Origin of the sequence: Fulvimonas sp. R45, assembly GCF_030504985.1 — a bacterium.
Classification (GTDB): Bacteria; Pseudomonadota; Gammaproteobacteria; order Xanthomonadales; family Rhodanobacteraceae; genus Rhodanobacter_A.
The window spans coordinates 77,949-103,482 of sequence record NZ_JASERU010000014.1; the positions used below are offsets into that span (position 1 = coordinate 77,949).

Sequence of the window (25,534 nt, forward strand, 5' to 3'; positions counted from 1 at the left end):
CGGCGGGTGGATGCTCGTCACGGGGCTGGCCATGGCCGCATCCGCGCCGGACGAGCCGCAGATCGTGCAGTCCGTGCAGAAGGCGGTGGCCAGCGCCGATGTCCCGGCCTTGGCCGAACTGTACCGGCACCCGCCGGACCCCGCCGCCCGAGTGCTCGCGGCGATGGGCCTGGAGCGCATCCATTACAACCTCGACCAGTCCAGCGCGGATGCGCGGCTGTGCGAGCGCGCCTTGTTCGACACCCGACCAGGCGTGGCGTACTTCTGCGCCGTGTTCGGCAACGGCAACCTGCGCCTTAGCGGGGGCCACGTGGTGGCCGACGCGGCCGAAGCCGCCATCGTCGAACGTTTCGCGGGCCGCGTGCCGAAGTCGCGGCTCGACCGCCTGCGCGACTATGTGAAGGCCCACGCCAGCGAAGCGCCGCTCGGCGTCGACATGCCTGACCACGACTTCGCCCTGCCGCTGGAACACGCGCCGGGCGACAACCGCGGCGCGCTGGAAGTCGCAGCCAACGGCGCGAAGGCGCGGCTGGTGGTGGACACCGGCGCCGGCGACATCGTGCTCGACGCCGCCACGGCCGGGCGCCTGGGCGTGCGCCTTTCCGGCCGCGAACGGCATGCGAACGGCGTGCTGTCGCGCGACGTGGCGTTCGAGACCGGAACGCTGGACAGCCTGTCGATCGGCCCGGTCACCCTGCATCACGTGCCGGTGTCGGTAGGTCCCGCCAGGTCGCGCCTGGTCGGGCTGGACATACTCAAGGTGCTGGGCACGTTCCGCATCGCACGCGATGCCCTCACCGTCTACCGCTCGCCTGCGCACCGCCCGGCCTGCGAACAGCCGCTGTTGATAGCCAGCGGCCCGTGGGGCAATTCGATCCGCGCCACGGTGGCACTCTCCATCGAAGGCAGGCTGCGCACGGCGCTGATCGACAGCGGCAGCGTGTTCTACCTCAGCGCCGACGGCCCGGCCATGCAGGAACTGGCCACCACTTATGCCCATCGCGTACGCCTGCACGACATCGGGCCGCGCCTGCATGCGGCCCGCGTCGGCCAGGCGACCGCCCGTGTGGTGATCTCCGGCCAGCCGATCGAGATGACCTTCGGCGTCTTCAAGGACGCCAGCCTGCCCTGGCACTACGTGCTGGGGAGCGGCGCCCTGGGCGACATGGACTTCTTCTTCGACTTCCCGGGCCGCCACAGTTGCCAGTTGCTGCACGCCGGCCTGCACTGAATCAGGCCAGCGCCTGTGCGTGGACGCCGCGCACGGCGCGCCCCGACGGATCGGCCATGCCGGCGAAGGCCGGGTCCCAGGCCAGCGCCGCGGGCGAGGAACAGGCGATGGACTTGCCGCCCGGCACGGTGGCGGCGCAGGCCGCGCCGGGGAAGTGCCGCTCGAAGAGGGTGCGGTAGAAGTACGCTTCCTTGGTCGCCGGCGTGTTGTACGGAAAACGCGCCGCCGCCGCGGCGAATTCGCGGTCGCTCACGAACTGCCCGGCGTGCGCCTTCAGGCCGTCGATCCAGCCGTAGCCCACGCCGTCGCTGAACTGCTCCTTCTGCCGCCACAGGATCTCCTTCGGCAGCGCGCCTTCGAACGCCTCGCGCAGCACGGCCTTCTCGATGCGGCCCTGCCCCGCCATCTTGTGCGCGGCGTCCATGCCCATCGCCACGTCGACGAATTCCAGGTCGAGGAACGGCACGCGCGCCTCCACGCCCCAGGCCATCATGGCCTTGTTGGCGCGCAGGCAGTCGTAGCTGTGCAGCGCGTCGAGCTTGCGCACGGTCTCCTCGTGGAAGGCCTCGGCCGACGGCGCCTTGTGGAAGTACAGGTAGCCGCCGAACAGTTCGTCCGAGCCCTCGCCGGAGAGCACCATCTTCACCCCCATCGCCTTGATCCGCCGCGCCAGCAGGTACATCGGCGTGGCGGCGCGGATGGTGGTGACGTCGTAGGTTTCCAGGTGGCGGATCACTTCGGGAACCGCGTCCAGCCCCTCCCAGAAGGTGTAGACGAAGCCGTGGTGCACGGTGCCCAGCGCGTCGGCGGCCACCTGGGCAGCGGCGAGGTCGGGCGAACCCTCCAGCCCGATGGCGAAGGAATGCAGGCGCGGCCACCAGGCCTCGCTGCGGTCGTCGTCCTCGACGCGCTCGCGCGCGAACTTCGCGGCGCAGGTGGCCACCAGCGAGGAATCCAGTCCGCCGGACAGCAGCACGCCATACGGCACGTCGGTCATCAGCTGGCGGTGCACGGCCTGCTCGAAGGCCTCGCGCAGGCGCGCCGGCGGCACCGCATGGCCGCGGGTGGCGGCATGGTCGCGCCAGCGCCTGTGGTAGTAGCGGCGCAGCTCGCCGCTGGCGCTGTCGTACACGTGGCCGGGCGGGAACGCCGCCACGTCGGCGCACACGTCCGCCAGCGCCTTCATCTCCGACGCCACGCACAGCCGGCCCTGCGCGTCGTGCCCCCAGTACAGCGGGCACACGCCGATGGGGTCGCGCGCGATCAGGTAGCGCTGCGCCGCGCCGTCCCACAGCGCGAAGGCGAAGATGCCGTTGAGCCTGCCCACGAAATCGGCATCGCCCTCGCGGTACAGCGCGTTGATGACCTCGCAGTCCGAGCCGGTGGCGAAGTCGTAGGCGCTCGCGGCGCGCAGCTCGCGATGGTTGTAGATCTCGCCGTTCACCGCCAGCGCCAGCGCACCGTCGCGCGAGCGCAGCGGCTGCGCGCCCGAGGCCGGGTCGACGATGGCCAGGCGCTCGTGCACCAGGATCGCCCCCGTGTCCACGAACACCCCGCTCCAGTCGGGGCCGCGGTGGCGCTGGCGCAGGGACAGTTCCAGCGCCTGCCGGCGCAGCGCGGCCACGTCGTCGCCGGGTTGCAGGTCGAACATTCCAAAGATCGAACACATCGCGAAAGCTCTCGGTGATCCTGCTTGTTGAAAGTCGGCCATGGATGGCCGGATTTGCCTTGCGCGAACGGATCCGCGCACCCACCAGACGCACAAAAAAACCGAGGCCCGCACTGGGCGGGCCTCGGTCGCGTGTCTGGTGGTGTTTCCTTCAGCTACGCGCGGGCCCGCCAATGGTTGGCGTTGTTGTTGTTCGCGCGATTGTTGTCGACGACCGCGACGAAGCCCCGCGCGGCAGGCGCGGTGGCGGTCGTGGAGATGGCGGTCGTGGAAGTCATGCGGCGACTAGAACAGAAAGGAGTGCCCGCGCGCAAGTGACGATTCGGCCTATGCCGGTTCCGCCAGGCGCGGCTCGGCGATCCACGCCATGGCCTGCGCCAGCTGGGCGTTGGAGAACACGCGCAACTCGGCCGGCACCAGGAAGCGCATCGCGGCCGTGGTGGTGCGCAGCCAGGGGACGTCGGTCACCAGCGCCAGGCGGTCCCAGCCGCTGAAGTGTCGCAGCCCCAGCTTGGCGTCGTCCCACATCGCGCGCGGCTCCAGCCCGCCGAAGTCCTCCGGCACGTGGAACAGCAGCCGCAGCTTGCGGTTGAGCGCGAAGGCGGCCTCGATGTCGGGCACCAGCACGCGCTCGTAATCCGCCGCCGTCAGTTGGCCGCGCGCGCGGAAACCCAGCGCGCCGGCGGGCAGGCCTTCGATTTGCTCGATCATGGGCGACCTCCGCGGGCTGATGGACGGCCCGAGCATGCCCGCCCCGCCGTGAACGGTGCGCGAGCCGGCTCAGAGCCTGTTCAAGCTCTCCCGGCGCGGGCCACGGGGAGATTTTGAACAGGCTCTAACCGGCCGGCTCCACGTGGCGCAGCAACAGCCGCACGCTTTCGCGCCCCTGCCAGTCGTTGACCACCAGTTCGTACGCGGCGCGCAGGCGGGCCGGTGGCGGCGGGCCGGGCCAGGCGTTGAACATCACCGCCTCGTGCAGCGCGCCGTCGCGCGGGTCGCGCAGCTGCAGGCGCAGGTGGCTCTCGCCCATCACCTTCCAGCCCGCGCAGTCGAACACGTTGTCGAACACGGGTTCCGGGAAGGCCTGGCCCCACGGGCCGGTGTCCCGCAGTTGGCGGGCCAGCTCCAGCGTGAACGCGCCGGGCGGCAGTTCGCCATCGGTGTAGAGCGCGGCCTGCAGGCGCTCCGGCGCGATCAGCTCGCGCGCCGCGGTGTCGAAGGCGGCGGCAAAGCGGGGGTAATCGGCGGCCCTCAGGCTCAACCCCGCCGCCATGGCATGGCCGCCGAAGCGCTCGATCAGGCCGGGGTGGCGCGCGTCGATCACGGCCAGCGCGTCGCGCAGGTGGAAGCCGGGGATCGAGCGGCCGGAACCGCGCAGCTGGGCACAACTTGTGTGCGCATCCTGCGCACGAAGATCAAGAAGCGACGATCCATCGCCGCACCCTTCAATAGAAGCAGACGCAAACGCGATGACGGGGCGATGCAGGCGTTCCTTCAGTTTGGAGGCCACCAGCCCGACCACGCCGGCATGCCAGGACGGCTCGAACAGGGCCACGCCCACCGCATCGGTCTGCGCCGCCTGCGCCACCATCGCCTCGGCCTCCGCCACCATCGAGGCCTGCAGGTCGCGGCGTTCGCGGTTGATCGCGTCGAGCCGTTCGGCGTGGCGGCGGGCCTGCGCCGGGTCGTCCGCGAGCAGGCATTCCACGCCCAAGCGCATGTCCTCCAGCCGGCCGGCCGCGTTCAGCCGCGGCCCCACCGCGAAACCGAGGTCGCTGGCGCACAGCGTGCCCAGGCTGCGCCGGCCGGCTTCCACCAGCGCGGCGATACCGGCGCAGCAGCGGCCGGCGCGGATGCGCTTCAGCCCTGCCGCCACCAGCACGCGGTTGTTGAAATCCAGCGGCACCAGGTCGGCCACCGTGCCCAGCGCGACCAGGTCGAGCAGCGTGGAAAGGTCGGGCTCCGGCGCAGCCAGCACACCGCGCGCCCGCAACCCCGCGCGCAGCGCCAGCAGCAGGTAGAACATCACGCCCACGCCGGCCAGGCACTTGCTGGGAAAGGCATCGCCGCGCAGGTTGGGATTCACCATCGCATCCGCCGCCGGCAGCTGCTCGCCGGGCAGGTGGTGGTCGGTGACGATCACCCGCGCGCCGCGCGCACGCGCCGCCGCCACGCCGGCCACGCTGGCCACGCCGTTGTCCACGGTGACGATCAGTTGCGGCACCGGCTGCAGCGAATCCACCAGCGCCGGCGTCAGGCCGTAGCCGTGGACGAAGCGGTTGGGCACCACATAGTGCACCCGCCGCGCGCCCAGCAGGCGCAGGCCGCGCACGGCCACGGCCACGCCGGTGGCGCCGTCGCAGTCGTAGTCGCCGGCGATCAGGATCGACCAGTCGTCCCGGATGGCTTCGGCCAGCAGCGCCACGGCCTCGGCCATGCCGCCCAACGCATGCGGCGACAGCAGGTGCTGCAGGCGGTGCTCGGCCTGCGCCGGCGCCAGCACGCCGCGCGCGGCGTACACCTGCCGCAGCACCGGGTGCACCGCGGCGTCCCAGCCCGCCGGCTCGCCTTGCGCGATGCGTCGCCGCAGCTCGAGCGGTCGCGCCAGCCCGCCGCTCAACGCGCGTACCCGCGCCACACGCGCCAGCGATGCCACGGCCGATAGAGCCAGCGCTCGCCGCTGGCGAAGGCCAGGCGCACGGCCTGCCGGCGTGCCTGCGCCTGCAGCACGGGCCAGCAGTCGCGCTCGATCACGTCCACCGGCAGGTCCTGCAGATCGACCAGGCTGCCCGCCCCGGCGACAGCGACGGCTTCCGCCGTGCGCGCCCGGCACGGCACGCCGGCGCGCGCGGCCAGCGCCGCCAGCAGCAGGTCGTCGCCGACCGCGCTGGCCAGCGGCGTGCGCACCTGCGCCGGCAGGCGACCGGCGCCCCACAGCCACAGGCTGTTGACTGGCGGCTCGCCGCGTCCGGCGCGCCCGGCGTTGAGCGGGTGCTGGTGCAGCAGCACCTGCACCTCGTTGAACAGCACGCGCCAGCGGCGCCCGTCCGCGCCTGGCGGCAGGTGCTGGGACAGGTCCTCGCCCAGCGCCTGCTCCGGCGCGGCGAACGGCGGCGGTTCCAGGCCGTGGGGCAGGCGCAGGTGCCAGCGATCGGGTGTGGTGGGTTCCAGCCGCATGCCGGCTTCCTCGAACACCGGCCGCACGGCCTCGGCCAGTTCGCGCGCCTCGTCCGCGGTCAGGTCCATCCGGCCGCAGGCCAGCAGGCGCGCCCCGGTCAGGTCCGGTTGCACCCAGGCCGGGTCGGCGCACAGCCAGGCCGCATCGCCGGCGTCGCCGGCCAGGTGCTCGCGGACCAGTGCGGCGGCCGGCAGCAACGGGACGCCGACGTCGAAATGGCCGGCCAGGCCGCCAAGGTAGCCCCGCGGGCCGTCGGCCAGGCGGTCGGCGCGCGCCAGCAGGCGGCGCAGCGGATGGTCCGGCGCGAAACGGGCCAGCGCGGGCAACCAGAACTCCGGGACTTGCAGGGCGTCGGCATGCATCGGCGGCCTCAGGCTTCCAGTTGTTCGTACAGTTCCATCCACTCCGCCTCCAGCGTGTCCTTCTCGCCGCGCAGCCGGGTCTGCTGCTGGCCCAGCTTCATCAGCTCGGCGGTGGAGCCTTCGTAGGTGGCAGGGTCGGCCAGCCGGGTTTCCAGCGCCGCCAGCTCGGCGTCGATGGCGGCGACGCGGGCCTCGATCTTCTTCACCCGCTGGCGCGCGGTCTTCTCGTTCTCGCGCTGCCGGGCGGCGTCGCGACGGCGGTCGGCGGCGGACACGCCAGGGCGCGCATCGGCGGGCGGGCCGCCCTGCCCGCGTTCCCCGGCCTTCGCGCTTTTCTTCGCCGCGCCGCCGCGCGCGCGCAGCCAGCGGGCGTAGTCGTCGAGGTCGCCGTCGAACGGCTGCGCCTCGCCGTCGGCCACGCGCCAGAAGCTGTCGCAGACCATGCCGAGCAGGTGGCGGTCGTGCGAGACCAGCACCAGCGCGCCGTCGAAGCCGGCGAGCGCATCGGCCAGCGCCTCGCGCATGTCCAGGTCGAGGTGGTTGGTGGGCTCGTCCAGCAGCAGGAGGTTGGGCTTGTCCCAGGCGATCAGCGCCAGCGCCAGGCGCGCGCGTTCGCCGCCGGAGAAGCCGTCGATGGATTCGAAGGCGCGGTCGCCGGCGAAGTTCCAGCCGCCGAGGAAGTCGCGCAGCGCCTGCGCGGGCACGCCCGGCGCCTTGTCCTGCAGGTGGTCGAACGGGCTCAGGCCCTCGTGCAGGCTTTCCACCGTGTGCTGGGCGAAGTAGCCGATCTTCAGGTCCTTGTGGGCCTTGCGTTCGCCGGCCAGCGGCGGCAGGTCGCCGACCAGGGTCTTCACCAGGGTGGACTTGCCCGCGCCGTTGGGGCCGAGCAGGCCGATGCGGTCGCCGGCCTCGAGCCGGAAGCGCACGTCGCGCAGGATCACCGTGGTCTCGCGGCTCGCCGTATCGTGGCCGGGCAGGTGGTCGTCGCCCTCCTCCCGCGTGCCGGCCGGATAGCCCGCATCCACGCCCTCGAGCTGCAGCATGGAATCGGGCACGCGCTCGGGCCTGGCGAACTCGAAGTGGAACGGCCGCTCGGCGCGCACCGCCTCGGTGCCGGCCATCTTCTCCAGCCGCTTCATGCGCGACTGCGCCTGCTTGGCCTTGCTGGCCTTGGCCTTGAAACGGTCGATGAAGGACTGCAGGTGCGCGCGCTCGGCCTGTTCGCGCTCGTGGGCGATCTGCTGCTGGCGCAGCTGCTCGGCGCGCAACCGCTCGAAGTCGCTGTAGTTGCCGGTGTACAACCGGGCGCCGCCGGCGTCGAGGTGCAGGGTGTGGTCGATCACCGCGTCGAGGAACTCGCGGTCGTGCGAGATCACCAGCAGCGTGCCCTGGTAGCGGCGCAGCCATTCTTCCAGCCACAGCACGGCGTCGAGGTCGAGGTGGTTGGTGGGCTCGTCCAGCAGCAGCAGCTCGGACGGCGCCATCAGCGCGCGCGCCAGGTTCAGCCGCACGCGCCAGCCGCCGGAGAATTCCCTCACCGCGCGCTCGTGCGTTTCCGGCGCGAAGCCCAGGCCGTGCAGCAGGCGGCCGGCGCGGGCGCGGGCGTCGTAGCCGTGCAGTTCCTCGATGCGGTGGTGCGCCTTCGCCATCGCCTCGGTGTCGCCGCGTGCCTGGGCATCGGCCTCGTCACGCAGCGCTGCCGCCAGTTCCGCGTCACCGCCCAGCACGTAGTCGAGCGCGGGGTCGGGCAGCGCCGGCGTCTCCTGCGCCACCGAGGCCAGGCGCAGCTTCGCGGGCATGTCGAGCTCGCCGGCGTCGGCCTCCACCTGCCCCTGCAGCGCGGCGAACAGGCTGGACTTGCCGCAGCCGTTGCGCCCCACCACGCCCAGCCGCCAGCCGGATTGGATCACCAGGTCCACGTCGGAGAGCAGCAGGCGGCTGCCGCGGCGCAGGGCGAAATGGCGGAACGCGATCATCGGGGAAGCTTCACGGAAAGGCTGGCCGCGCATGATAACGGTTGCGGGCGTCACATCTGCCGCATCTGCCCATGGTCAGCGCCCCGGCAGTTCTGCTACAACGCGGCGCATCGCCCAGTGCGGAGAGGGGGAATCATGTTCAAGCACCGTTTCGGCCTGCCCATGCTGGCGGCCCTGGCCTTCGGCGTCGCCCTGCCGCAGGCGGCCCATGCGGACAACCTGCTGATCAAGCGCGTGCAGCAGGAAAAGGGCATGGACCTGCCGGCCCGCGGCATGACCACGGCCCAGGTCGAGAAGCGCTACGGCGAACCGCAGCGCAAGCTGCAGCCGCGCGGCGGCGACACGAAGAAGCACCCGGTGATCAACCGCTGGGAGTATGCGAACTTCATCGTGTACTTCGAGCACGGCCACGTGATCCACTCCGTGCTCAACACGCCGGCCGGCAACAACCACGACCCGGCCGCGGCGCAGTAAACCCGCCCGCCGAAGCCGCTACAATCTCGCGCTTCGCCCGACACGAAGCGTGGACTTCCGCATGACCGCATCGCCCCCACTGCGCCTGCCCGCCGAATGGGAGCCGCAATCGGCCGTCCTGGTCGCGTGGCCGCACACCGGCACCGACTGGGCCGAGCGCCTGGCCGAGGTGGAGACCACCTACGTGGCGCTGGCTGCCGCGGTGACGCGCTTCCAGCCGCTGGTGGTCGTGGCCGCCGACGACGCCGTGCGCGCGCATGCCGAAGCGCTGCTGCGCGGGGCCGGCGTCAACCTCGCCCGCGTCCGCTTCGTCGAACTGCCCTACGACGATACCTGGCTGCGCGACTCCGGCCCGATCACCCTGAAGGGCGACGACGGCCGCTTCCAGCTCGCCGACTTCCGCTTCACCGGTTGGGGCGGCAAGTTCGGCGCCGACCAGGACGACGCGCTGATCGCCGGCCTGGTCGAGGCCGGCGTGTTCGGCCGGGCCGCGCACCGGCGTATCGACTGGGCGCTGGAAGGCGGCGGCATCGAGAGCGACGGCGAAGGCACCGTGCTCACCACCTGGACCTGCCTGCACCAGCGCCACCCGGAGCAGAGCCGCGAGGCGATGGACGCGATCCTGCGCGACAGCCTGCACGCAGGGCGGATCCTCTGGCTCGACCACGGCTACCTGGAAGGCGACGACACCGACGCCCACATCGACACCCTCGCCCGCTTCGCGCCGGGCGGGCGCATCGTGTACCAGGCCTGCGACGATCCCGCCGACCATCACCACGGCGAACTGGGCCGCATGGCGACCGAGCTGGCTTCGCTGCGCACCGCCGACGGCCGCCCCTACGCATTGCACCCGCTGCCGTGGGCCCGGCCGATCCTCGACGAAGGGCGCCGTCTCGCCGCCTCGTATGCGAACTATCTGGTCGTCAACGGCGCCGTGCTGGTGCCTGCCTATGGCGACGCGGCCGACGACGCGGCCGCGCGCGTCATCGGCGCCGCGCATCCGGGGCGCGAGGTGCTGCAGGTGCCCTGCCGCCCGCTGATCTGGCAGAATGGCAGTCTGCACTGCATCACCATGCAGTTGCCCGCCGGGCTGGTCGACTAGGCCCGCGCGTGGCCATCGCGCGCCTCGAGATATTCGCAAGGCGACGCCAACGCATTGCCGCCGCGCCCTTCGCCGACTTCTCGATCTTCCAGGTGCGCGCCGGCCACAAGCGCCTGGGCGACGGTCGGCGCCAGGACGACATCCCCACCGGCGGCTTTGCCGCGGTGGCGCCCGGGCAACTGTTGCATGTGGAGAACCTGCCGCCGGACGATGGCGCGTATCGCGCCGTCTGCCTCTGCCTGCCACAGGCGATGCTGGCGCCAGCCGACATGGCGCCAGCCGCCGCAGCGCCATGGGCGGCGTTGCCCAGCCTCCGTGCATTGGAACAGGCCTTTGCCCATGTCGAGCAGGGCGTCTCCGAACGGCTTCCGGAAAACCTGCTGCGCCACCGCGTGGCGGAACTGGTGGCGGCCGTGGCGCTGGCCGGTTACCGCCCGCCGGTGCAGCGCGACCGCGGACTGGGCGAGCGCGTCCGCCTGCTGCTCAACACCCAGCCCGCGCGCGGGTGGCGCGCGGAAGAGGTGGCGGGACAACTCGCGCTCAGCCCCGCCACGCTGCGCCGCCGACTGGCCGAAGAGGCGACCGGCTTCCGCGGGATCCTGGAAGAGGTGCGGCTCACCCATGGGCTGGCGCTGGTGCAAGGTTCGCACAAGCCGCTCAAGCAGGTAGCCGCCGAGTGCGGCTATGCCTCGCCTTCGCGCTTCGCGGCGCGTTTCCGCGCGCGCTTCGGCACCCTGCCCTCCGAACTGCGTGATTGAGCGGATCGAGCTGGCACTTGCGCGTTTCGGGCCATCGCGGCCATGCAAGGCCACGCACCATGCGTGCACCCCATCTCCGCGAGGTTTCCCATGCGTCGTCTGATCGCCGCGCTGTCCGCATCCGCTTTTGCGCTGAGTGCCTGCGCCTCCGGTTTCCAGGTGCAGGTCGACGGCGAACACGGCCGCCTGCCCGCGAGCAGCAGTTTCCATGGCTTCGGCTGCACCGGCGACAACCGCGCGCCGGCCGTGCATTGGCAGCACGCCCCTGCCGGCACGCGCAGCTACGCGCTCACCGTCTACGACCCGGACGCCCCCACGGGCAGCGGCTGGTGGCACTGGATGGTGGTCAACCTGCCCGCCTCGAGCAACGCGCTGCCGGCAGGCGGCCGCCTGCCGCCCGGCGCGCTTGCGGTACGCAACGACTACGGACAGGCGGCCTGGGGCGGCCCGTGCCCGCCCAGGGGCGATGCGCCGCACCATTACATCTTCACCGTGTATGCGCTGGACGTGCCTTCCATGGAACTTCCGGCGGGCGCTTCACCGGCACTGGCCGGCTTCATGATCCATGGCCACGCACTTGGCAAGGCGCAAGCCACGCTGACCTACGGCCGCTGAACAGTCGACGGGAGCCGGCCGGCCAGGCTCGCTACACTATGCGCTTTCGCACTCCGGCGAGACCGCATCCATGACCCGCAAGACACTCAAAGTCGCGCTGCTGCAGGAAACCGACCGCGGCAGCCGCGACGCCAACCTCGACGCCATCGAGACCGGCCTGCGCGACGCGGCGAAGGCCGGCGCCGAGCTGGTGCTGCTGCAGGAACTGCACAACGGCCCGTACTTCTGCCAGCACGAATCGGTGGACGAATTCGATCGCGCCGAGGCGATCCCGGGCCCCAGTACCGGACGCATCGGCAAGCTGGCCGAAGCACTGAAGCTGGTGGTGGTGGCCTCGCTGTTCGAGAAGCGCGCGGCCGGGCTGTACCACAACACCGCGGTGGTGTTCGACCGCTCCGCGGCCATCGCGGGCACGTACCGCAAGATGCACATCCCGGACGACCCGGCGTTCTACGAGAAGTTCTACTTCACCCCGGGCGACCTCGGCTTCGTGCCGGTCGACACCTCGGTGGGCCGCCTCGGCGTGCTGGTGTGCTGGGACCAGTGGTACCCGGAAGCCGCGCGCCTGATGGCGCTGGCCGGCGCCGAGCTGCTGCTCTATCCCACCGCGATCGGCTGGGACCCGAACGACGCGCAGGACGAGAAGGACCGCCAGCGCGAAGCCTGGATCACCGTGCAGCGCGGCCACGCGGTGGCCAACGGCCTGCCGCTGCTGGCCTGCAACCGCACCGGCCACGAGTTCGACGCCTCCGGCGTGGGCGCGGGCATCCGCTTCTGGGGCTCCAGCTTCGTCGCCGGGCCGCAGGGCGAGTTCCTGGCCCAGGCCGGCACCGACGCGCGCGAGCTGCTGGTCGTGGAGATCGACATGCAGCGCAGCGAACACGTGCGGCGCATCTGGCCGTTCCTGCGCGACCGCCGCATCGATGCCTACGATGGCCTGCTCAGGCGCTTCATCGATTAGTGCATGGTTTTTGCAATCATCCCTGATCGCGAAGATCAAATGGGTGGCCATCCATGGCCGCACTCCTCAATCCGCGACGATCATTCCGGCCGCGGGCGTTCAGACGGGCCGCTCATGGCCGCGCTTGACTTGCTTCGCGCAGAACGCATCCCCATGCTTGGGGTCTCCCCTTGACCGGCGTCACCCCACGCATGAGCGTCCCTGAACCCGCCCTGCCCCTGCCGCCCGTGCTGCGCGACCAGCCCATCGAGCGCGTCCACCGCGACGGCGTGGAATACGTGGTGCTGGGCACCGCCCACGTCTCGCGTACCAGCATGGAAGCGGTCGAGGCCCTGCTGGAGCACGAGCACTTCGACGCGGTGGCGGTGGAACTGTGCGAAAGCCGGGCGCAGGGCATGCGCGACCCCGAGGCGTTCAAGCAGATGGACCTGTTCCAGGTGATCCGCCAGGGCAAGGCCGGCATGGTCGCCGCGAGCCTGGTGCTTTCCTCGTTCCAGAAGCGGCTGGCCGACCAGTACGGCATCCAGCCCGGCGCCGAGATGAAGGCCGCGATGGACGGCGCCGCCGCGCGCGGCCTGCCGCTGTGGCTGGTCGACCGCGAGGTGGGTACCACGCTGAAGCGCGCCTGGCACAGCGTGGGCTTCTGGCAGCGCTTCGGCCTGCTCGGCGGCCTGCTCGCCAGCGTGTTCGAGCGCGAAGACATCGACGAAGGCGAGATCGAGAAGCTCAAGCAGGGCGACATGCTGGAAAGCGCCTTCAGCGAATTCGCCAGCGGCTCGGCGCCGCTCTACCGCAGCCTGATCGCCGAGCGCGACGCCTTCATGGCCGCGCGCCTGCGCGAGGAAGCCGCGCGCTCGTCCACTGCCGCGCCGCGTCGCGTGCTGGTGGTGATCGGCGCCGGCCATCTGAAGGGGCTGTGCGAACACCTGCGCACGCAGCAGGACGACCCCGCCGCCGAAGCCGCCGCGCTGGCGCAGGCGCCGCCGAAGGCGCGCTGGCCGAAATGGCTGGCGGTGGGCCTGGTGCTGCTGGTGTTCGCGGCGATCGCCTGGGCGTTCCACCGCAACGCGGCGCTGGGCACGCAGGCGCTGCTGGCATGGGTGCTGTTCACCGGCTGCTTCGCCGCGCTGGGCGCGCTGGCGGCCGGCGCGCATCCGCTGAGCATCGCCGCCGCCTTCGTCGCGGCGCCGATCAAGCCGTTCCGCCCCGGCATTCCCGCCGGCGGCATCAGCGCGATGGCCGAGGCCTGGGTGCGCCGCCCGCGCGTGGCCGATTTCGAGTCGCTGCGCGATGACATCGGCCACTGGAAGGGCTGGTGGACGAACCGCGTGGCGCGCACGCTGCTGAACTTCTTCCTGGTCAGCCTGGGCACCATCGTGGGCGAATACAGCGCCGGCATCCACATCGTCCGCAGCCTGTTCTGACGCGCCCTGGGCGCTGTTGTTCCGGTTCGCGCGCAGCGTCTATACTCCGGGGAATACCGTCCATGTACCCGTCGGAACCGTGGGGAATCCTCTCGATGACTCGATTGCAGTTGCTCGGCCTCGCAGCAGTTTCCGCCCTCCTCGCCGCCGGCGCGGCCCAGGCCAACGGCAACCCGGCCAACGGCCGCAAGCTCGTCTACACCTGCGCAGGCTGCCACGGCGTCCCCGGCTACACCAACGCCTATCCGGACTACCCGGTGCCCAAGCTGGCCGGGCAGAACGAGCAGTACATCGTCAGCGCGCTGCACGAATACAAGAACGGCGACCGCCATCACCCCACCATGATGGCCCAGGCACAGAGCCTGTCCGACCAGAACATCGAGGACATCGCCGCGTACCTGTCCAGCATCAAGCCGAACAAGTAATCCCGGACTCCAAGGATCCCGCATGACACGCGCGCTCACCCTGCTTTCGCTCGGCGCCGTCCTGGCGCTCGCCTCCGCTCCGCTGCTGGCCGGCGGCAACGCCGCGGACGGCAAGACCAAGGCCGCCGCCTGCTTCGCCTGCCACGGCGCCGACGGCAACGCGGTCGACCCGCAGTACCCGCGGCTGGCCGGCCAGTACAACGAATACATCCAGCAGGCCCTGCACGAATACAAGGACGGCCGCCGCGACAACCCGATCATGAAGGGCATGGTGGCCACGCTGTCCGACCAGGACATCGAAGACATCGCCGCCTACTTCTCCAGCCAGCCGAACAAGCTGGACACGCTGAAGGGACACATCCAGGGCGACTGAACGTCCCCCGTCCTCCAGATGCCAAAGCCCGCCGCATGGCGGGCTTTTTCATGCCGCGGGCCAGTCGCTCAGCCGAGCGCGGACTGGCCTTCCTGCCGGCGGTAATAGGGATTGCTGCCGCCGGCGTGGTCGGTGCCGTCGCGCACCGCGGTGACCTCGGGGACGCGCTCGCGCAGGGTCTTCTCCACGCCCTGCTTCAGCGTCACGTCGACCATCCCGCAGCCGTGGCAGCCGCCGCCGAACTGCAGCAGCACCGCGCCGTCGGCGTCCACTTCCAGCAGCGTCACCCGGCCGCCGTGCGAGGCCAGCCGCGGATTGATCTCCGATTCCAGCACGTAGCGCACGCGCTCGACCAGGCCGGCCTCGACGCCGGGTACGTCGCCCTTGATCCGCGGCGCGCGGATGTTGAGCTGGCCGCCGGTCTTGTTCGGCTCGTAGTCGATGCTGGCGCCGTCGAGCCAGCGCGCGCTGTCGCCCTCGACATGGAAATCGAAGCCGGCGCATTCCACCGTCCACTCCGAGCCGGTCAGCTCGGCCGGCTCGCAGAACTCCAGCTCGCAGTTCGCCGCCGGCGTGCCGGGCTCGGTCACCCGCAGGCGGATGCCCAGGCCCTCGATGTCCTGCTGGGCGAGCAGGCGCAGGAAGTGCTGTTGCGCGCGTTCGGTGATGTCGATCATGCCGGTTCCGTTGCAGTCGGGCGTCGCCCCGGTACGGCCGGGGCGGAAACAGCACCATTTTAGTCCAGTTTCATCCGCGGTGCGCGGTTTTGACTTTTTCGCGCGCAGCTTCGACGCTAGCCGGCCCTGCCCCGCCATCGGAGACATCCATGCACGCCACGCCCCTCGCCGCCCAGCACTGCCAGCCGCGCAAGGGCAGGGAACACGCGCTGGACCGCGCCGCCATCGACGCCCTGCTGCCGCAACTGCCCGGCTGGACGGTGAGCGCGGACGGCAAGGCGCTGGTGAAGGACTTCCGCTTCGGGGATTTCCACCGCACGCTCGGCTTCATCAACGCGGTGGGCTTCATGGCCAACCACGAGGACCACCACCCGGACCTGGAAGCCGGCTATGGCCACTGCCAGGTGCTGTGGTCCACCCACGACGTGGGCGGGCTGTCGCTGAACGATTTCATCTGCGCCGCCCGCGTCGAGGCCCTGCTTGCGCGCTGACCCGCCCGCCTACTCGCCGCGCGGGTTCGCCTTGTTCCGGTCCCACACGTAGGCCAGCTTGCCGCCCTTGCTGGCCAGCGCGTCCAGGAAGTCCTTCAGTTCGCCCGGCAGGGGGGCTGAAAAGCCGTAGCTGCGCCCATCCAGCTCGAAGCCCATGTGCGCCGCGTGCAGGAACAGCCGGTGCAGGCCGTAGTCGCGCAGGCGCCTGTTCATGTCCTTGTCGCCGTATTTCGTGTCGCCGGCGACCGGGTGGCCGATGTGCGCGGCATGCACCCGGATCTGGTGGGTGCGCCCGGTGCCCAGCGTGGCCTGCATCAGGCGCGCGCCGGGGTACTGCTCCATCTCGCGGAAGAAGGTGAGCGAGGGCTTGCCGTCGTCCGCCACCCGCACCATCCGCTCGCCGCCCTGTAGGACGGACTTGCGCAACGGTGCGTTGACGTCGAACTTCGCCTTGGGCGGATGCCCCACCAGCAGGCACAGGTACTGTTTGGTGACCTCGCCGGCGCGGATCGCCGCCTGCAGGCCGACCAGCCCCGCGCGGCTGCGGGCCAGCACCAGCACGCCGCTGGTGTCGCGGTCCAGCCGGTGCACCAGTTCCAGCGACTCGTGCGGACGCGCCGCGCGCAGCAGCTCGATCGCGCCGTGGCTAACCCCGCTGCCGCCGTGGCTGGCGATGCCGGAGGGCTTGTCGATGACCAGGAAGTGCTTGTCCTCGAAGATCACGGCGTCGGCGACCTGGGCCACCAGCTCGGCGGGCGGCCCCTGGACAGCCGGACGCTCCGCCACCCGCACCGGCGGGATGCGCAGCGTATCGCCCGCCGCGAGACGGGTGTCCGGCTTGGCCCGCTTGCCGTTCACCCGCACCTGGCCGGTGCGCAGCAGGCGGTAGATCATGCTTTTCGGCACCCCCTTGAGCAGGGCCGCCAGGGCATTGTCGATCCGCTGTCCCTCGCGCTCGGGACCGATCTCGACTTGACGTACACCGTGAGGTGCGCCGGGGGAAGTTGCCGTCTGCATTGAAAAAAACCTGGCGAAATAGGATACTCGGCCGGCGCTGTGCCCTGCCCGCCCGAAGACCGGCGGCGTGGGGCGCCCACCCGTGACGTCGGCGAGGATTGCGCCGGTCGCCTTCTCCGGCAGCCGGTCGCTGCTCTCCCTTTCATCGTAACGGTTCGGGTTGCCGTTTGTCCGCTGCCGCAGGGTCGCGGGCCGGCTGGCGCGATGCCACGAATCACCCCGGAGCCGGCAACGGCGCCGTTTATTTGCCGCTTCACCGCAGCGGCGCGATCCCCGGCAGGCCGCCCCCATCGGCGCCACCGCGGCACGCGACGCGCGGCAAGCTGAGGAAAAACCTAAAATGAAACGCATGTTGATCAACGCAACTCAGCGTGAAGAGTTGCGTGTGGCCATCGTCGATGGCCAGAACCTCTACGATCTCGACATCGAAATCCCCTCCCGCGAGCAGAAAAAGGCCAACATCTACAAGGGCCGCATCACCCGCGTCGAGCAATCCCTGGAAGCTTGTTTCGTCGACTACGGCGCCGAACGCCACGGCTTCCTGCCGCTCAAGGAGATCGCCCGCAGCTACTTCACCCCGGGCCTGGATCCGCACAAGGCGAACATCCGCGAGCTGCTCAAGGAAGGCCAGGAGGTCGTCGTCCAGGTCGAGAAGGAGGAGCGCGGCAACAAGGGCGCGGCGCTGACCACCTACATCAGCCTGGCCGGCCGCTACATGGTGCTGATGCCGAACAACCCGAAGGCCGGCGGCGTGTCGCGCCGGATCGAGGGCGAGGACCGGCAGGCGCTGAAGGAGGCGCTGGACCACCTCACCGTGCCCGACGACATGGGCCTCATCGTGCGCACCGCCGGCATGGGCCGCGACGCCGAGGAACTGCAGTGGGACCTGGACTACCTGCTGCAGCTGTGGAAGGCGATCTCCGCCGCCGCCCAGTCGCGCAAGGCGCCGTTCCTGATCTACCAGGAATCCAAGCTGTTCATCCGCGCCCTGCGCGACTACCTGCGCAACGACATCGGCGAGATCCTCATCGACGAGGAATCGCTGTACAACGACGCGCGCGACTTCATGCAGCAGGTGATGCCCAACGCTCTGCGCAAGCTCAAGCTGTACCGGGACGACACCCCGCTGTTCTCGCGCTACCAGATCGAGACCCAGATCGAGAGCGCGTTCGACCGCCAGGTGCGCCTGCCGTCCGGCGGCTCGATCGTGATCGACCAGACCGAGGCGCTCACCGCCATCGACATCAACTCGGCCAAGGCGACCAAGGGCTCGGACATCGAGGAAACGGCGTTCAACACCAACCTCGAGGCCGCGGTGGAGATCGCCCGCCAGTGCCGCATCCGCGACGCCGGCGGCCTGATCGTGATCGACTTCATCGACATGGACAGCCCGCGCCACCAGCGCGAGGTCGAGGAAAAGCTCAAGGACGCCCTGAAGCTGGACCGCGCCCGCGTGCAGGTGGGCCGCATCTCGCGCTTCGGCCTGCTGGAGATGTCCCGCCAGCGCCTGCGCCCCAGCCTGGGCGAAGCCACCCAGATCGTCTGCCCGCGCTGCGAGGGCCACGGCCAGATCCGCGGCGTTGAATCGCTGGCGCTGTCCACCCTGCGCCTGATCGAAGAACACGCGATGAAGGACAACACCGGCCAGGTGCTGGTGCAGGCCCCGCCCACGGTGGCCAACTTCATGCTCAACGAGAAGCGCGCCAGCGTGGTCGAGATCGAGCTGCGCAACAAGGTGCACGTGGTGATCGTGGCCGACGACAAGCTGGAGACGCCGCACATCGAGATCCAGCGCATCAAGGAAGCGGACATGGGCGAGCACAGCAAGCCCAGCTACGAGCGGCTCACCGCCGTCGAGGCCGCGCCGATCCCGAAGATGGGCCAGATGCTGGGCAGCGGCGAACAGCCCGCCGTCACCGGCGTGGTGCCCGCCACACCCGCTCCCGTGCGCGAGGAAACGCAGGCGCCGGCACCGACGCCCGCCACGGCACCGCGACCGGCCGCGCCACGCCGCGCGGCCCCGGCCGCCGCACCGACCGGTGGCGTGATCTCGCGCCTGCTCGGCTGGTTCCGCAGCAGCGCCGCCGCGCCGGCGGCTCCCGCGCCGGAGACGCCCCGGAACGAGGACAAGCGTGCCGGCCGCAACCGCGACAACCGTCGCGAAGAGCGCCGGGACGACCGCCGCCAGGGTGGCAATAATGCGGGCCGCGCCGGACGCCGCGATGCGCAGCCGCAGAACACCGGCCGCAACGCCAGCCAGTCGCAGGGCCGCGGCAACAACCCGCGCCAGCGCGGCAACGACCCGGCCCAGCCGCGCCCGGCGCAGGCCGCCAAGCCCGAACGCCAGCCGAAGCCTACCGTGCAGGCGCCGGCCGGCGAACCCGCCGCCGAGCGCAAGGCCGCCGTGGCGCCGGCGAAGCCGGAACGTCCGCAACGACCGCCGCAGGAAGAGCGTGTCGCGCCGGCCGTGGCCCCCGAGGCTACCGCCAAGCCGGCCGAGGAGCAGGCCCCCGCCATCATCGCCGACACGGCGGTAGCGGCGGCCACCGCCCCCGAGGCGGCCAACGAGGTCGAGACCGAGGGTGGCCAGTCCCGTCGCCGCCGCGGTCGCCGCGGCGGTCGCCGTCGCCGCCGTCACGACGAGTCCACGGCTGCCGCGCCCCATGCGGAAGAAGCCAAGGCCCTGGATGACGAGGACCGCGACGAGGACCGCGACGACGACAGCGCGCCGCAGGCTGACGAGGCTGCGCCCCGTGCGTCCTCCACCGAGCCTGCGCAGGCCACCGCAACGGCGGTTCCGGCAACGGAGTCCGCGCCCGCTGCAGTGCCCCGCCCTTCGGCGGAGGCGGCCCACCCGCCGTCGATCTCCCGTCCAGCCGCCGCACCGGCGAGCTTCCAGCTCCCGGCGTTGCCGCCGATTCCCGCCGCGGTCGCGGCAGCGGCAATCGTGCCAACGGCCACGGCGACCGGCACCGGTGAACCGGCGAAGGCCGCTCCCGCGGCCGAGCCGGCACGGCCGGCCAGCGCCGAGGACGCAGAGCCCGTGGCGGCAAGCCGTCCAGCCCCGCAATCGGCAGGGCCGGCCGCCACGCCCCCGGCACCCGCACCGACGCCCGCACCCGAGATGGCCCCGGCCAGTACGGAATCCTCGCAGGCGGCCGAAACGGGCCAGGCCGTCAGGCAAGCATCCGCGCTTCCCGCACAGGGCGACCTGCTGGCCGGCTCCGCGCCGCGGCCGACTCCGGCCCCGGTGCCGACGGCCGAGCCCCACCCGGTCGCCGATGCCGGACGCGACGCCGACCGGGCCTCGCACTCCTAGGCACCAGGCAGGCACGAAAAAGGCCGGACATTGTCCGGCCTTTTTCGTTGCATCGGATGCGCCTGCGGCTAGCTGCCAAGCTGCTGGCTGCGCGTGTCCAGCAGGCCGTGCACCGTCATCAGGTGCGCCAGGCTGATCACGTGGTCCACCTGCAGCTTCTCCATCAGGCGCTGCTTGTAGGTCGACACCGTCTTGGGGCTGAGGTTGAGCTGTTCGCCGATCGACGTGAGCGCCTTGCCGCGCACCAGCATCATCGCTACTTCCAGTTCGCGCGTGGAAAGCGCGTCGAACGGCGAGCTGTCGCCGTCCAGGGTCGCCAGGGCGAGCTGCTGCGCCACCGCGGGCGCCAGGTAGCGCCGACCGCCCGCCACCTGGCGCACGGCGCCGAGCAATTCCTCGGCCGAGCACCCCTTAGTCAGGTAGCCGAGCGCGCCGGCATCCAGCAGGCGCTTGGGGAAACGCGCGTCGTCCACCACCGTCACCACCACGATATGGGTCGACAGGTTGGCCCGCGACACCCGCTCGGTCAGCTCGATGCCGCTCATGCCCGGCATGTGCACGTCGACCAGCGCGATGTCGGGCGACAGCGAGCGGATCAGGCGCAGCCCCTCCTCGGCGGACCCGGCCTCGCCGCAGACGCGGATGTCGGGCTGCTGCTGCAGGATCATCCTGAAACCGGTGCGAACCAGCTCGTGGTCGTCCACCAGTACGACGTCGATCATCGCTTGCACCCCTCCCTGTCAGGCCAAGGCAAGGTAGGCGGGAGAGGCCGCCAATGCAAGCCTTTCCCCCTGCCTGCCGGGAGGAAAGCCGGTACCGACAGCGCGCGTAGGAAACCGCCGACATACAGGGTGTTCACGCTTGGGCATGCTACGCCTGCGGGCATCCATGCGAGTGGGATGCCCGCGGATGGCACGAGGTCCAGGCACACTCGCAAGGGGATGGTCATGGTGATCTATTCGCTCGACCCTGCAAGCGACGGCAGCTGGAACATCCGGCGCGCCGGGACCGTGCTGTTCAGCCAGCTCCGGCTGGGACCGGCGATCCAGCTCGCGCGCGAAGTGGCCCGCGACGAGCACCTGCGTTCCGGCCGCAGCATCGGCGTGGAAATGCCCGGCCCGGCCTCCACCATCCGCCTCGCCCAGTACGCCCGCCCCTGCGTCGCGCCGCAAAGCGCGGTGGCCTAGGCCACGCCTTTCATCGATGCCGTGAGTGTGCCCGGAGCGGGGGTCGAACCCGCATAGCCTTGCGGCTGAGGGATTTTAAGTCCCTTGCGTCTACCAGTTTCGCCATCCGGGCGGATGGGGGCGGAGAGAGTGGTGAGTGAGTGGCTTCCCACTCCACCAACGCCCGCGGCGCCTGGTCAGGTCGGAAGGTTTGACCTCCGAGTTTGACCCAGTGGGCGAAGGCTATCGCCCTTCGCTTGGTTGAGCAATCACCCTGATGCGCCACGCTCGTACCCGTTCCTTGCGTACCGGGTAGCCTGCCGATTGACCATGGCGGACCCGCACTGGACGCTAGGCGATTGCCGACGAAAGACGGTGCTCATCCCGCGCCGCCTTCCACACTTCCCGGGCGGCATCGGCATTCATCAGCATGATCCCCAGCCCAACCACCAGATCCGGCCACGCGGAATGGACGAAGGTGGTGATGACACCGGCGCCGATAATGGCCATGTTGGCGAGGGCATCGTTTCGGGCAGACAGAAATGCCGCCTTCGTCAGGCTGCCGCTGTGCTTTCGATACCTGGCGAGCAGGAAGGCGCAAGCCAGATTGACGACCAAGGCGCCGGCGCCCGTCACGGATAGAGGCACAGGGTCCGGAGAGATGAAGTGCCCAATCTTCACCCACACGGACCAGAGCATGGCGACAGCCGGAAGGAGCAGAATGCTTGCCAGGGCCATGCCCACATAGGCCCGCGCCCGCATGCTCCATCCCAGGGCGACCACGATCAGCAGATTGATCGAGGCGTCTTCCAGAAAATCAATGCTGTCGGCAAACAAAGAGACAGAGCCGATGCGCAAGGCACGGCGAACTCGACGCCAAAGTAGGCGAGATTGAGAAAGGCCACCATCAGCACGGCTCGCCTGAGGCGTCGATGATCAGGCGGTCCTGCCGTCGGAGAACGTTCGCTCGGATGGTGGGTCATGCAAGTCCTTCAAGGGTCAGAGCAACTTGATGCCCCAGGGCCGGACCGCCCAGGCGAACAGCCCGAAACAAACGATGGCCACCACGGCACTCAGTCCCAAAGCAGGCCAGAAACCGAACCGGTTGAACAGTCGTGGAAAGAGCAAGAACATCGGCAGCGTGGGCACCACATACCAAAACGTATACCAGGCATGGTTGGTGATCTTTTCGGCCGGCTGCTTCTCGATGTGGAGCCAGGTGAGCGCCAACAACGTCACCATCGGCAACGAGGCCAACAGCGCGCCCAGCCGATCACTGCGCTTGGCGACTTCCGAGACCAGGACGACGACCGCGGCCGTGATGGCGTATTTGGTGATGATCCAAGGCATGAGGCTGTTCCAGTGCGTCAGCGCAGGTAACTGCGCAACACGGCCATGACGGGCTCCAGCTCACGCAGGGCCTTCGGGTTGCTGGCTGCGACATGTTCTTTCAGGTGGTCTTCCAGCAGTTGGCTCATGAGCCCCTGGACCGCTCCACGGATCGAAGCCGCCTGTTGCAATACCGCCCCACAGTCTGCATCGGCTTCGAGCGCCTTTTCCAAGGATGCCACCTGACCACCGATGCGGCGCACGCGGGTGATCAGGGCTTTCTTGTTCTGGATGGTGTGGGACATGGCGATCTCCTGGCGACTTCCATAGTATAGGGGGGTATACATCTACGAGATAGTCCGTGACCATGCCCGACCCCGCGCCCTTCCGGCATTCCCATCGATTCAACGAGGGCAGTCCGCTGGCCGAGAAGAACACCCTGCGAGCCGTCGTCATCACCGCGATCATGATGGTGGTGGAGATCGTGGGTGGCTACGCCCTCAACTCCATGGCGCTTCTGGCCGATGGTTGGCACATGAGCTCCCATGCCCTGGCGCTGGGAGTGTCGGCGGGGGCCTACGTTCTGGCCCGCCGGCTGGCCACGGATCGGCGCTTTGCCTTCGGCACCTGGAAGATCGAAGTGCTGGGCGGTTACAGCAGCGCCCTTCTGCTGGGTGTGGTGGCGGCGCTCATGCTCGTCCAGTCCGTGGAGCGCCTGGTGCACCCCGCGGCCATCCATTACGACCAGGCCATCCCGATCGCGGTGGTGGGCCTGCTGGTGAACCTGCTGTGCGCCTGGCTGTTGAAGGACGGCCACCACCATCACGGACACGACCATGAACACGATCACGGCCACCGCCACCACGATCTGAACTTGCGTTCGGCCTACCTGCATGTCGTGGCCGATGCCGCCACCTCCGTGTTGGCGATCCTGGCGCTGTCGGGTGGGAAGTTCCTCGACATCAGTTGGCTGGACCCCCTGATGGGCATCGTCGGCGCCGTGCTCGTCGCGCAATGGGCCATCAGCCTGATCAAGCAGTCCGGCCGCATCTTGCTCGACGCCGACATGGATGCGCCGGTGGTCGAAGAAATCCGGGGCGTGGTGGCCGACAAGCTTCCCGGCACGGCCATCACGGATCTGCATGTCTGGCGCGTCGGCAAAGGCCGCTACGCCTGCATCCTCGCCCTGGTCACGGACCAGCCGCTCACGCCGGCGGTGGTACGTAGGCACCTGGCAGTCCATGAGGAACTGGCGCATGTCACCGTGGAGATTGCCAAGGCGGATGCGCCAGCCATCGTGTTCCTCCCCGGCAACAGCGCGCCTGACGGAAGGCCTGTTACCACAGCTAGTGCTTCGCGGCAGGAACGAAGCGAAGGTCCTGGTAGTCCCAGCTGAAATCGGCCAGCGGCGAGACGGCCTTCATCGTCATCCGGTCGATGCCGCCGTCGGGATCGATCGCGAAGGTGACATAGGCATCCTCCACGTCGGGCATCGCCCAGTGCGTACGGAAGGTGTCGTACTGCACGTGCTCCAGCGTACCGCGCATCCCGGGCGAGCGGTCGAGGCTGATCTCCAGCGTGCCGCTCTTGCCCAGACTGATCGTGGCGTTGCCGTACCACGGGTCGCTATAGACGCCGGCATAGCCTGACAGCGGCAGGGACGGCCCGCGTTCGGAATGCCTGGCCGCGCCTCGGGTGTGCAGCGCGGCGATGGCGCTGGCGTGGATGTCATCGAACATCCGCTTGTAGCCGGCGATCCAGTCAGGCGAAGGCAGCCCTAGCAGGGTATCGAGCAGATGTTCGCGCATCGCGAACAAGGCGCCGGCGTCCTCGGAGTTGAGCATGATGGCGAAGGCCGCGTGCTTTTCCGGAATGATCACCACCGCCGACACGCCGCCCAGCACGCCACCGAGATGGGTGATGATCTTGTGGCCGCGATAGTCCTGTACCTCGAAGCCCAACGCGTAGGCATCGAACTGCGGTTGCGCCAGGGCGACCTCGGGCGGCAGCGGTTCGATCGGGATCAGCGTCTGCGGCATCCACAGCATCTTCGCCGCCGCCGCGCTGAAGATCCGCTTGCCGTCATCCAGCCGCCCCCGGTCCAGTTGCAGCTGCAGCCAGCGTCCCATGTCCGCCGCGCTGACCTGCAATGCGCCGGCCGGCGCGAACACGTCGCCGGTCATCACCGTGGCGAGCACCGCCTGCTTGCCGACGCCACGTACCGGTGTGGTGTTCCTGGCATGCAGCGCCACCTGGTCGGCGGTACGCGCGTCGATGCTGGTCCGCGTATCGCGCATCTCCAGGGGATCAAGCACGTGCTGCTGCACGAAATCCTCCCAGCGTTGGCCGGAAACGGCCTCGACCAGCTGGCCTGCCACGATGTACAGCACGTTGTCGTAGTCATAGCCGCTGCGGAACGAGTGCGCGGGCTTCAGGTAGCGGATGTCGTGCACCAGTTCCGCGCGGGTGCGGTTGGTGGTCGGGAACATCATCAGGTCGCCCTCGCCCAGGCCCAGGCCGCTGCGGTGCACGAGCAGGTCGGTGACGGTCATTTCGCTGGACGCGTAAGCGTCGTACATGCGGAATCCAGGCAACTTGTCGACCACGCGGTCGTCCCAGTGCAATTTGCCTTCATCGACCAGGATCGCCAGCGCGGCCGCAGTGAAGGCCTTGGTGTTGGAACCGATCGGGAAGATGGTGTGCGCATCCACCCTGGCACTGGCGCCCAGCTTGCGCACGCCCCAGGCGTAGGTGGTGGTCTTGCCGCCGTCGATGACCACCGCCGCCATGCCAGGCGTGCCGAAAACACGCATCGCTTTGCCGGCGTAGGCATCCAGCGTCGACGCCGAGCCGGCCCTGGCCGGCCCGGCTTGGCCGAGGCCCAAGGACAACAGCACGAACAGCGCAAGCACGATCGTGACCGGTCTGCGGCATGCGCCGGCGCCCGACAGCAGACCATGCTTGCGAAGTCGATGGATCATCAGCGT

General features: G+C 69.9%; 26 protein-coding genes and 1 tRNA gene. 13 read left to right on the forward strand and 14 right to left on the reverse strand.

The genetic code is table 11. The features are described 5' to 3' along the window. Window positions 1-31: 31 nt before the first annotated feature. Window positions 32-1,231: a retropepsin-like aspartic protease gene (locus QMK61_RS12985; RefSeq protein ID WP_302072640.1), complete on the forward strand. Its 1,200-nt coding sequence runs from the start codon at window positions 32-34 to the stop codon at window positions 1,229-1,231. A gap of 1 nt (window position 1,232) precedes the next feature. On the opposite strand, the gene asnB is transcribed toward QMK61_RS12985, so the two are convergent. The 6 genes from asnB to abc-f form a co-directional block, all read right to left on the reverse strand. Continuing rightward, the gene (gene asnB / locus QMK61_RS12990; RefSeq protein ID WP_302072641.1) at window positions 1,233-2,900 is read right to left on the reverse strand and encodes an asparagine synthase B; all 1,668 of its coding nucleotides are present in this window, start codon (window positions 2,898-2,900) and stop codon (window positions 1,233-1,235) included. 155 nt (window positions 2,901-3,055) lie between these two features. Then, window positions 3,056-3,178, reverse strand: a complete 123-nt coding sequence (locus QMK61_RS12995) for a hypothetical protein (RefSeq protein ID WP_302072642.1) — start codon at window positions 3,176-3,178, stop codon at window positions 3,056-3,058. Between the two features lie 49 nt (window positions 3,179-3,227). Further along, window positions 3,228-3,611 (reverse strand): STAS/SEC14 domain-containing protein, encoded by a 384-nt coding sequence (locus QMK61_RS13000; RefSeq protein WP_302072643.1) that lies wholly within the window; start codon window positions 3,609-3,611, stop codon window positions 3,228-3,230. Window positions 3,612-3,735: 124 nt separating this feature from the next. Continuing rightward, a complete protein-coding gene (gene recJ, locus QMK61_RS13005) occupies window positions 3,736-5,556 on the reverse strand; it encodes a single-stranded-DNA-specific exonuclease RecJ (RefSeq protein WP_302072644.1) in 1,821 nt (606 codons plus the stop codon). Then, window positions 5,517-6,440 carry a phosphoglycerate mutase gene (locus QMK61_RS13010; RefSeq protein WP_302072645.1) on the reverse strand — a complete coding sequence of 308 codons (924 nt, stop codon included), beginning with the start codon at window positions 6,438-6,440 and terminating at the stop codon, window positions 5,517-5,519. Before QMK61_RS13010 ends, recJ begins: the two co-directional genes overlap by 40 nt. A gap of 8 nt (window positions 6,441-6,448) precedes the next feature. Next, complete coding sequence (abc-f, locus tag QMK61_RS13015; protein WP_302072646.1) at window positions 6,449-8,416, reverse strand: ribosomal protection-like ABC-F family protein; 1,968 nt, start codon at window positions 8,414-8,416, stop codon at window positions 6,449-6,451. A 135-nt stretch (window positions 8,417-8,551) separates the two neighbouring features. Between abc-f and QMK61_RS13020 the strand changes: the two genes are divergently transcribed. The 8 genes from QMK61_RS13020 to QMK61_RS13055 all read left to right on the forward strand — a co-directional run bounded on the left by QMK61_RS13020 (window position 8,552) and on the right by QMK61_RS13055 (window position 14,548). Next, window positions 8,552-8,890, forward strand: coding sequence for a hypothetical protein (locus QMK61_RS13020; RefSeq protein ID WP_302072647.1), 339 nt, complete (start codon window positions 8,552-8,554; stop codon window positions 8,888-8,890). Between the two features lie 61 nt (window positions 8,891-8,951). Further along, complete coding sequence (locus QMK61_RS13025; protein ID WP_302072648.1) at window positions 8,952-9,992, forward strand: agmatine deiminase family protein; 1,041 nt, start codon at window positions 8,952-8,954, stop codon at window positions 9,990-9,992. Window positions 9,993-10,000: 8 nt separating this feature from the next. Continuing rightward, the gene (locus QMK61_RS13030; protein ID WP_302072649.1) at window positions 10,001-10,750 is read left to right on the forward strand and encodes a helix-turn-helix domain-containing protein; all 750 of its coding nucleotides are present in this window, start codon (window positions 10,001-10,003) and stop codon (window positions 10,748-10,750) included. Window positions 10,751-10,840: 90 nt separating this feature from the next. Further along, window positions 10,841-11,365 carry a YbhB/YbcL family Raf kinase inhibitor-like protein gene (locus tag QMK61_RS13035; RefSeq protein WP_302072650.1) on the forward strand — a complete coding sequence of 175 codons (525 nt, stop codon included), beginning with the start codon at window positions 10,841-10,843 and terminating at the stop codon, window positions 11,363-11,365. 70 nt (window positions 11,366-11,435) lie between these two features. Beyond that, complete coding sequence (locus QMK61_RS13040; RefSeq protein WP_302072651.1) at window positions 11,436-12,326, forward strand: carbon-nitrogen hydrolase; 891 nt, start codon at window positions 11,436-11,438, stop codon at window positions 12,324-12,326. Between the two features lie 191 nt (window positions 12,327-12,517). Then, entirely contained in the window at window positions 12,518-13,750 is a 1,233-nt protein-coding gene (locus QMK61_RS13045) for a TraB/GumN family protein (RefSeq protein ID WP_302072652.1), read from the forward strand. Between the two features lie 95 nt (window positions 13,751-13,845). Beyond that, the gene (locus QMK61_RS13050; RefSeq protein WP_302072653.1) at window positions 13,846-14,175 is read left to right on the forward strand and encodes a cytochrome c; all 330 of its coding nucleotides are present in this window, start codon (window positions 13,846-13,848) and stop codon (window positions 14,173-14,175) included. Between the two features lie 22 nt (window positions 14,176-14,197). After that, window positions 14,198-14,548: a cytochrome c gene (locus tag QMK61_RS13055; protein WP_302072654.1), complete on the forward strand. Its 351-nt coding sequence runs from the start codon at window positions 14,198-14,200 to the stop codon at window positions 14,546-14,548. Window positions 14,549-14,616: 68 nt separating this feature from the next. On the opposite strand, the gene QMK61_RS13060 is transcribed toward QMK61_RS13055, so the two are convergent. After that, window positions 14,617-15,225 (reverse strand): NfuA family Fe-S biogenesis protein, encoded by a 609-nt coding sequence (locus tag QMK61_RS13060; RefSeq protein ID WP_302072655.1) that lies wholly within the window; start codon window positions 15,223-15,225, stop codon window positions 14,617-14,619. Window positions 15,226-15,374: 149 nt separating this feature from the next. Between QMK61_RS13060 and QMK61_RS13065 the strand changes: the two genes are divergently transcribed. Next, entirely contained in the window at window positions 15,375-15,716 is a 342-nt protein-coding gene (locus tag QMK61_RS13065; RefSeq protein ID WP_302072656.1) for a 4a-hydroxytetrahydrobiopterin dehydratase, read from the forward strand. A gap of 9 nt (window positions 15,717-15,725) precedes the next feature. On the opposite strand, the gene QMK61_RS13070 is transcribed toward QMK61_RS13065, so the two are convergent. Further along, on the reverse strand, window positions 15,726-16,733 hold the full coding sequence (locus tag QMK61_RS13070; protein WP_302072657.1) for an RluA family pseudouridine synthase: 1,008 nt from the start codon (window positions 16,731-16,733) through the stop codon (window positions 15,726-15,728). A 340-nt stretch (window positions 16,734-17,073) separates the two neighbouring features. Between QMK61_RS13070 and QMK61_RS13075 the strand changes: the two genes are divergently transcribed. Next, entirely contained in the window at window positions 17,074-20,052 is a 2,979-nt protein-coding gene (locus QMK61_RS13075) for an Rne/Rng family ribonuclease (protein WP_302072658.1), read from the forward strand. Between the two features lie 68 nt (window positions 20,053-20,120). On the opposite strand, the gene QMK61_RS13080 is transcribed toward QMK61_RS13075, so the two are convergent. Further along, entirely contained in the window at window positions 20,121-20,774 is a 654-nt protein-coding gene (locus QMK61_RS13080) for a response regulator (protein ID WP_302072659.1), read from the reverse strand. Window positions 20,775-20,999: 225 nt separating this feature from the next. Between QMK61_RS13080 and QMK61_RS13085 the strand changes: the two genes are divergently transcribed. After that, window positions 21,000-21,239, forward strand: coding sequence for a hypothetical protein (locus tag QMK61_RS13085; protein WP_302072660.1), 240 nt, complete (start codon window positions 21,000-21,002; stop codon window positions 21,237-21,239). 28 nt (window positions 21,240-21,267) lie between these two features. On the opposite strand, the gene QMK61_RS13090 is transcribed toward QMK61_RS13085, so the two are convergent. The 4 genes from QMK61_RS13090 to QMK61_RS13105 form a co-directional block, all read right to left on the reverse strand. Then, window positions 21,268-21,351 (reverse strand) — tRNA-Leu (locus QMK61_RS13090). Between the two features lie 218 nt (window positions 21,352-21,569). After that, a complete protein-coding gene (locus QMK61_RS13095; protein ID WP_302072661.1) occupies window positions 21,570-22,076 on the reverse strand; it encodes a cation transporter in 507 nt (168 codons plus the stop codon). Window positions 22,077-22,217: 141 nt separating this feature from the next. After that, window positions 22,218-22,568, reverse strand: coding sequence for a DUF3147 family protein (locus tag QMK61_RS13100; protein ID WP_302072662.1), 351 nt, complete (start codon window positions 22,566-22,568; stop codon window positions 22,218-22,220). 17 nt (window positions 22,569-22,585) lie between these two features. Beyond that, window positions 22,586-22,852 (reverse strand): metal/formaldehyde-sensitive transcriptional repressor, encoded by a 267-nt coding sequence (locus QMK61_RS13105; protein ID WP_302072663.1) that lies wholly within the window; start codon window positions 22,850-22,852, stop codon window positions 22,586-22,588. A 62-nt stretch (window positions 22,853-22,914) separates the two neighbouring features. On the opposite strand from QMK61_RS13105, the gene dmeF reads away from it, so the two are divergent. Then, complete coding sequence (dmeF, locus tag QMK61_RS13110; RefSeq protein WP_302072679.1) at window positions 22,915-23,943, forward strand: CDF family Co(II)/Ni(II) efflux transporter DmeF; 1,029 nt, start codon at window positions 22,915-22,917, stop codon at window positions 23,941-23,943. On the opposite strand, the gene QMK61_RS13115 is transcribed toward dmeF, so the two are convergent. Next, complete coding sequence (locus QMK61_RS13115) at window positions 23,894-25,528, reverse strand: serine hydrolase (RefSeq protein WP_302072664.1); 1,635 nt, start codon at window positions 25,526-25,528, stop codon at window positions 23,894-23,896. The two genes, dmeF and QMK61_RS13115, sit on opposite strands and share 50 nt — an antisense overlap. Between the last annotated feature and the right edge of the window lie 6 nt (window positions 25,529-25,534).

Bases quoted from the DNA above. Each gene is read 5' to 3' on its own strand.
- QMK61_RS12985 (WP_302072640.1), top strand. From the start codon at position 32: ATGGCCGCATCCGCGCCGGACGAGCCGCAGATCGTGCAGTCCGTGCAG.
- asnB (WP_302072641.1), bottom strand. From the start codon at position 2,900: ATGTGTTCGATCTTTGGAATGTTCGACCTGCAACCCGGCGACGACGTG.
- QMK61_RS12995 (WP_302072642.1), bottom strand. From the start codon at position 3,178: ATGACTTCCACGACCGCCATCTCCACGACCGCCACCGCGCCTGCCGCG.
- QMK61_RS13000 (WP_302072643.1), bottom strand. From the start codon at position 3,611: ATGATCGAGCAAATCGAAGGCCTGCCCGCCGGCGCGCTGGGTTTCCGC.
- QMK61_RS13010 (WP_302072645.1), bottom strand. From the start codon at position 6,440: ATGCATGCCGACGCCCTGCAAGTCCCGGAGTTCTGGTTGCCCGCGCTG.
- abc-f (WP_302072646.1), bottom strand. From the start codon at position 8,416: ATGATCGCGTTCCGCCATTTCGCCCTGCGCCGCGGCAGCCGCCTGCTG.
- QMK61_RS13020 (WP_302072647.1), top strand. From the start codon at position 8,552: ATGTTCAAGCACCGTTTCGGCCTGCCCATGCTGGCGGCCCTGGCCTTC.
- QMK61_RS13025 (WP_302072648.1), top strand. From the start codon at position 8,952: ATGACCGCATCGCCCCCACTGCGCCTGCCCGCCGAATGGGAGCCGCAA.
- QMK61_RS13035 (WP_302072650.1), top strand. From the start codon at position 10,841: ATGCGTCGTCTGATCGCCGCGCTGTCCGCATCCGCTTTTGCGCTGAGT.
- QMK61_RS13040 (WP_302072651.1), top strand. From the start codon at position 11,436: ATGACCCGCAAGACACTCAAAGTCGCGCTGCTGCAGGAAACCGACCGC.
- QMK61_RS13045 (WP_302072652.1), top strand. From the start codon at position 12,518: ATGAGCGTCCCTGAACCCGCCCTGCCCCTGCCGCCCGTGCTGCGCGAC.
- QMK61_RS13050 (WP_302072653.1), top strand. From the start codon at position 13,846: ATGACTCGATTGCAGTTGCTCGGCCTCGCAGCAGTTTCCGCCCTCCTC.
- QMK61_RS13055 (WP_302072654.1), top strand. From the start codon at position 14,198: ATGACACGCGCGCTCACCCTGCTTTCGCTCGGCGCCGTCCTGGCGCTC.
- QMK61_RS13060 (WP_302072655.1), bottom strand. From the start codon at position 15,225: ATGATCGACATCACCGAACGCGCGCAACAGCACTTCCTGCGCCTGCTC.
- QMK61_RS13065 (WP_302072656.1), top strand. From the start codon at position 15,375: ATGCACGCCACGCCCCTCGCCGCCCAGCACTGCCAGCCGCGCAAGGGC.
- QMK61_RS13070 (WP_302072657.1), bottom strand. From the start codon at position 16,733: ATGCAGACGGCAACTTCCCCCGGCGCACCTCACGGTGTACGTCAAGTC.
- QMK61_RS13075 (WP_302072658.1), top strand. From the start codon at position 17,074: ATGAAACGCATGTTGATCAACGCAACTCAGCGTGAAGAGTTGCGTGTG.
- QMK61_RS13080 (WP_302072659.1), bottom strand. From the start codon at position 20,774: ATGATCGACGTCGTACTGGTGGACGACCACGAGCTGGTTCGCACCGGT.
- QMK61_RS13085 (WP_302072660.1), top strand. From the start codon at position 21,000: ATGGTGATCTATTCGCTCGACCCTGCAAGCGACGGCAGCTGGAACATC.
- QMK61_RS13100 (WP_302072662.1), bottom strand. From the start codon at position 22,568: ATGCCTTGGATCATCACCAAATACGCCATCACGGCCGCGGTCGTCGTC.
- QMK61_RS13105 (WP_302072663.1), bottom strand. From the start codon at position 22,852: ATGTCCCACACCATCCAGAACAAGAAAGCCCTGATCACCCGCGTGCGC.
- dmeF (WP_302072679.1), top strand. From the start codon at position 22,915: ATGCCCGACCCCGCGCCCTTCCGGCATTCCCATCGATTCAACGAGGGC.
- QMK61_RS13115 (WP_302072664.1), bottom strand. From the start codon at position 25,528: ATGATCCATCGACTTCGCAAGCATGGTCTGCTGTCGGGCGCCGGCGCA.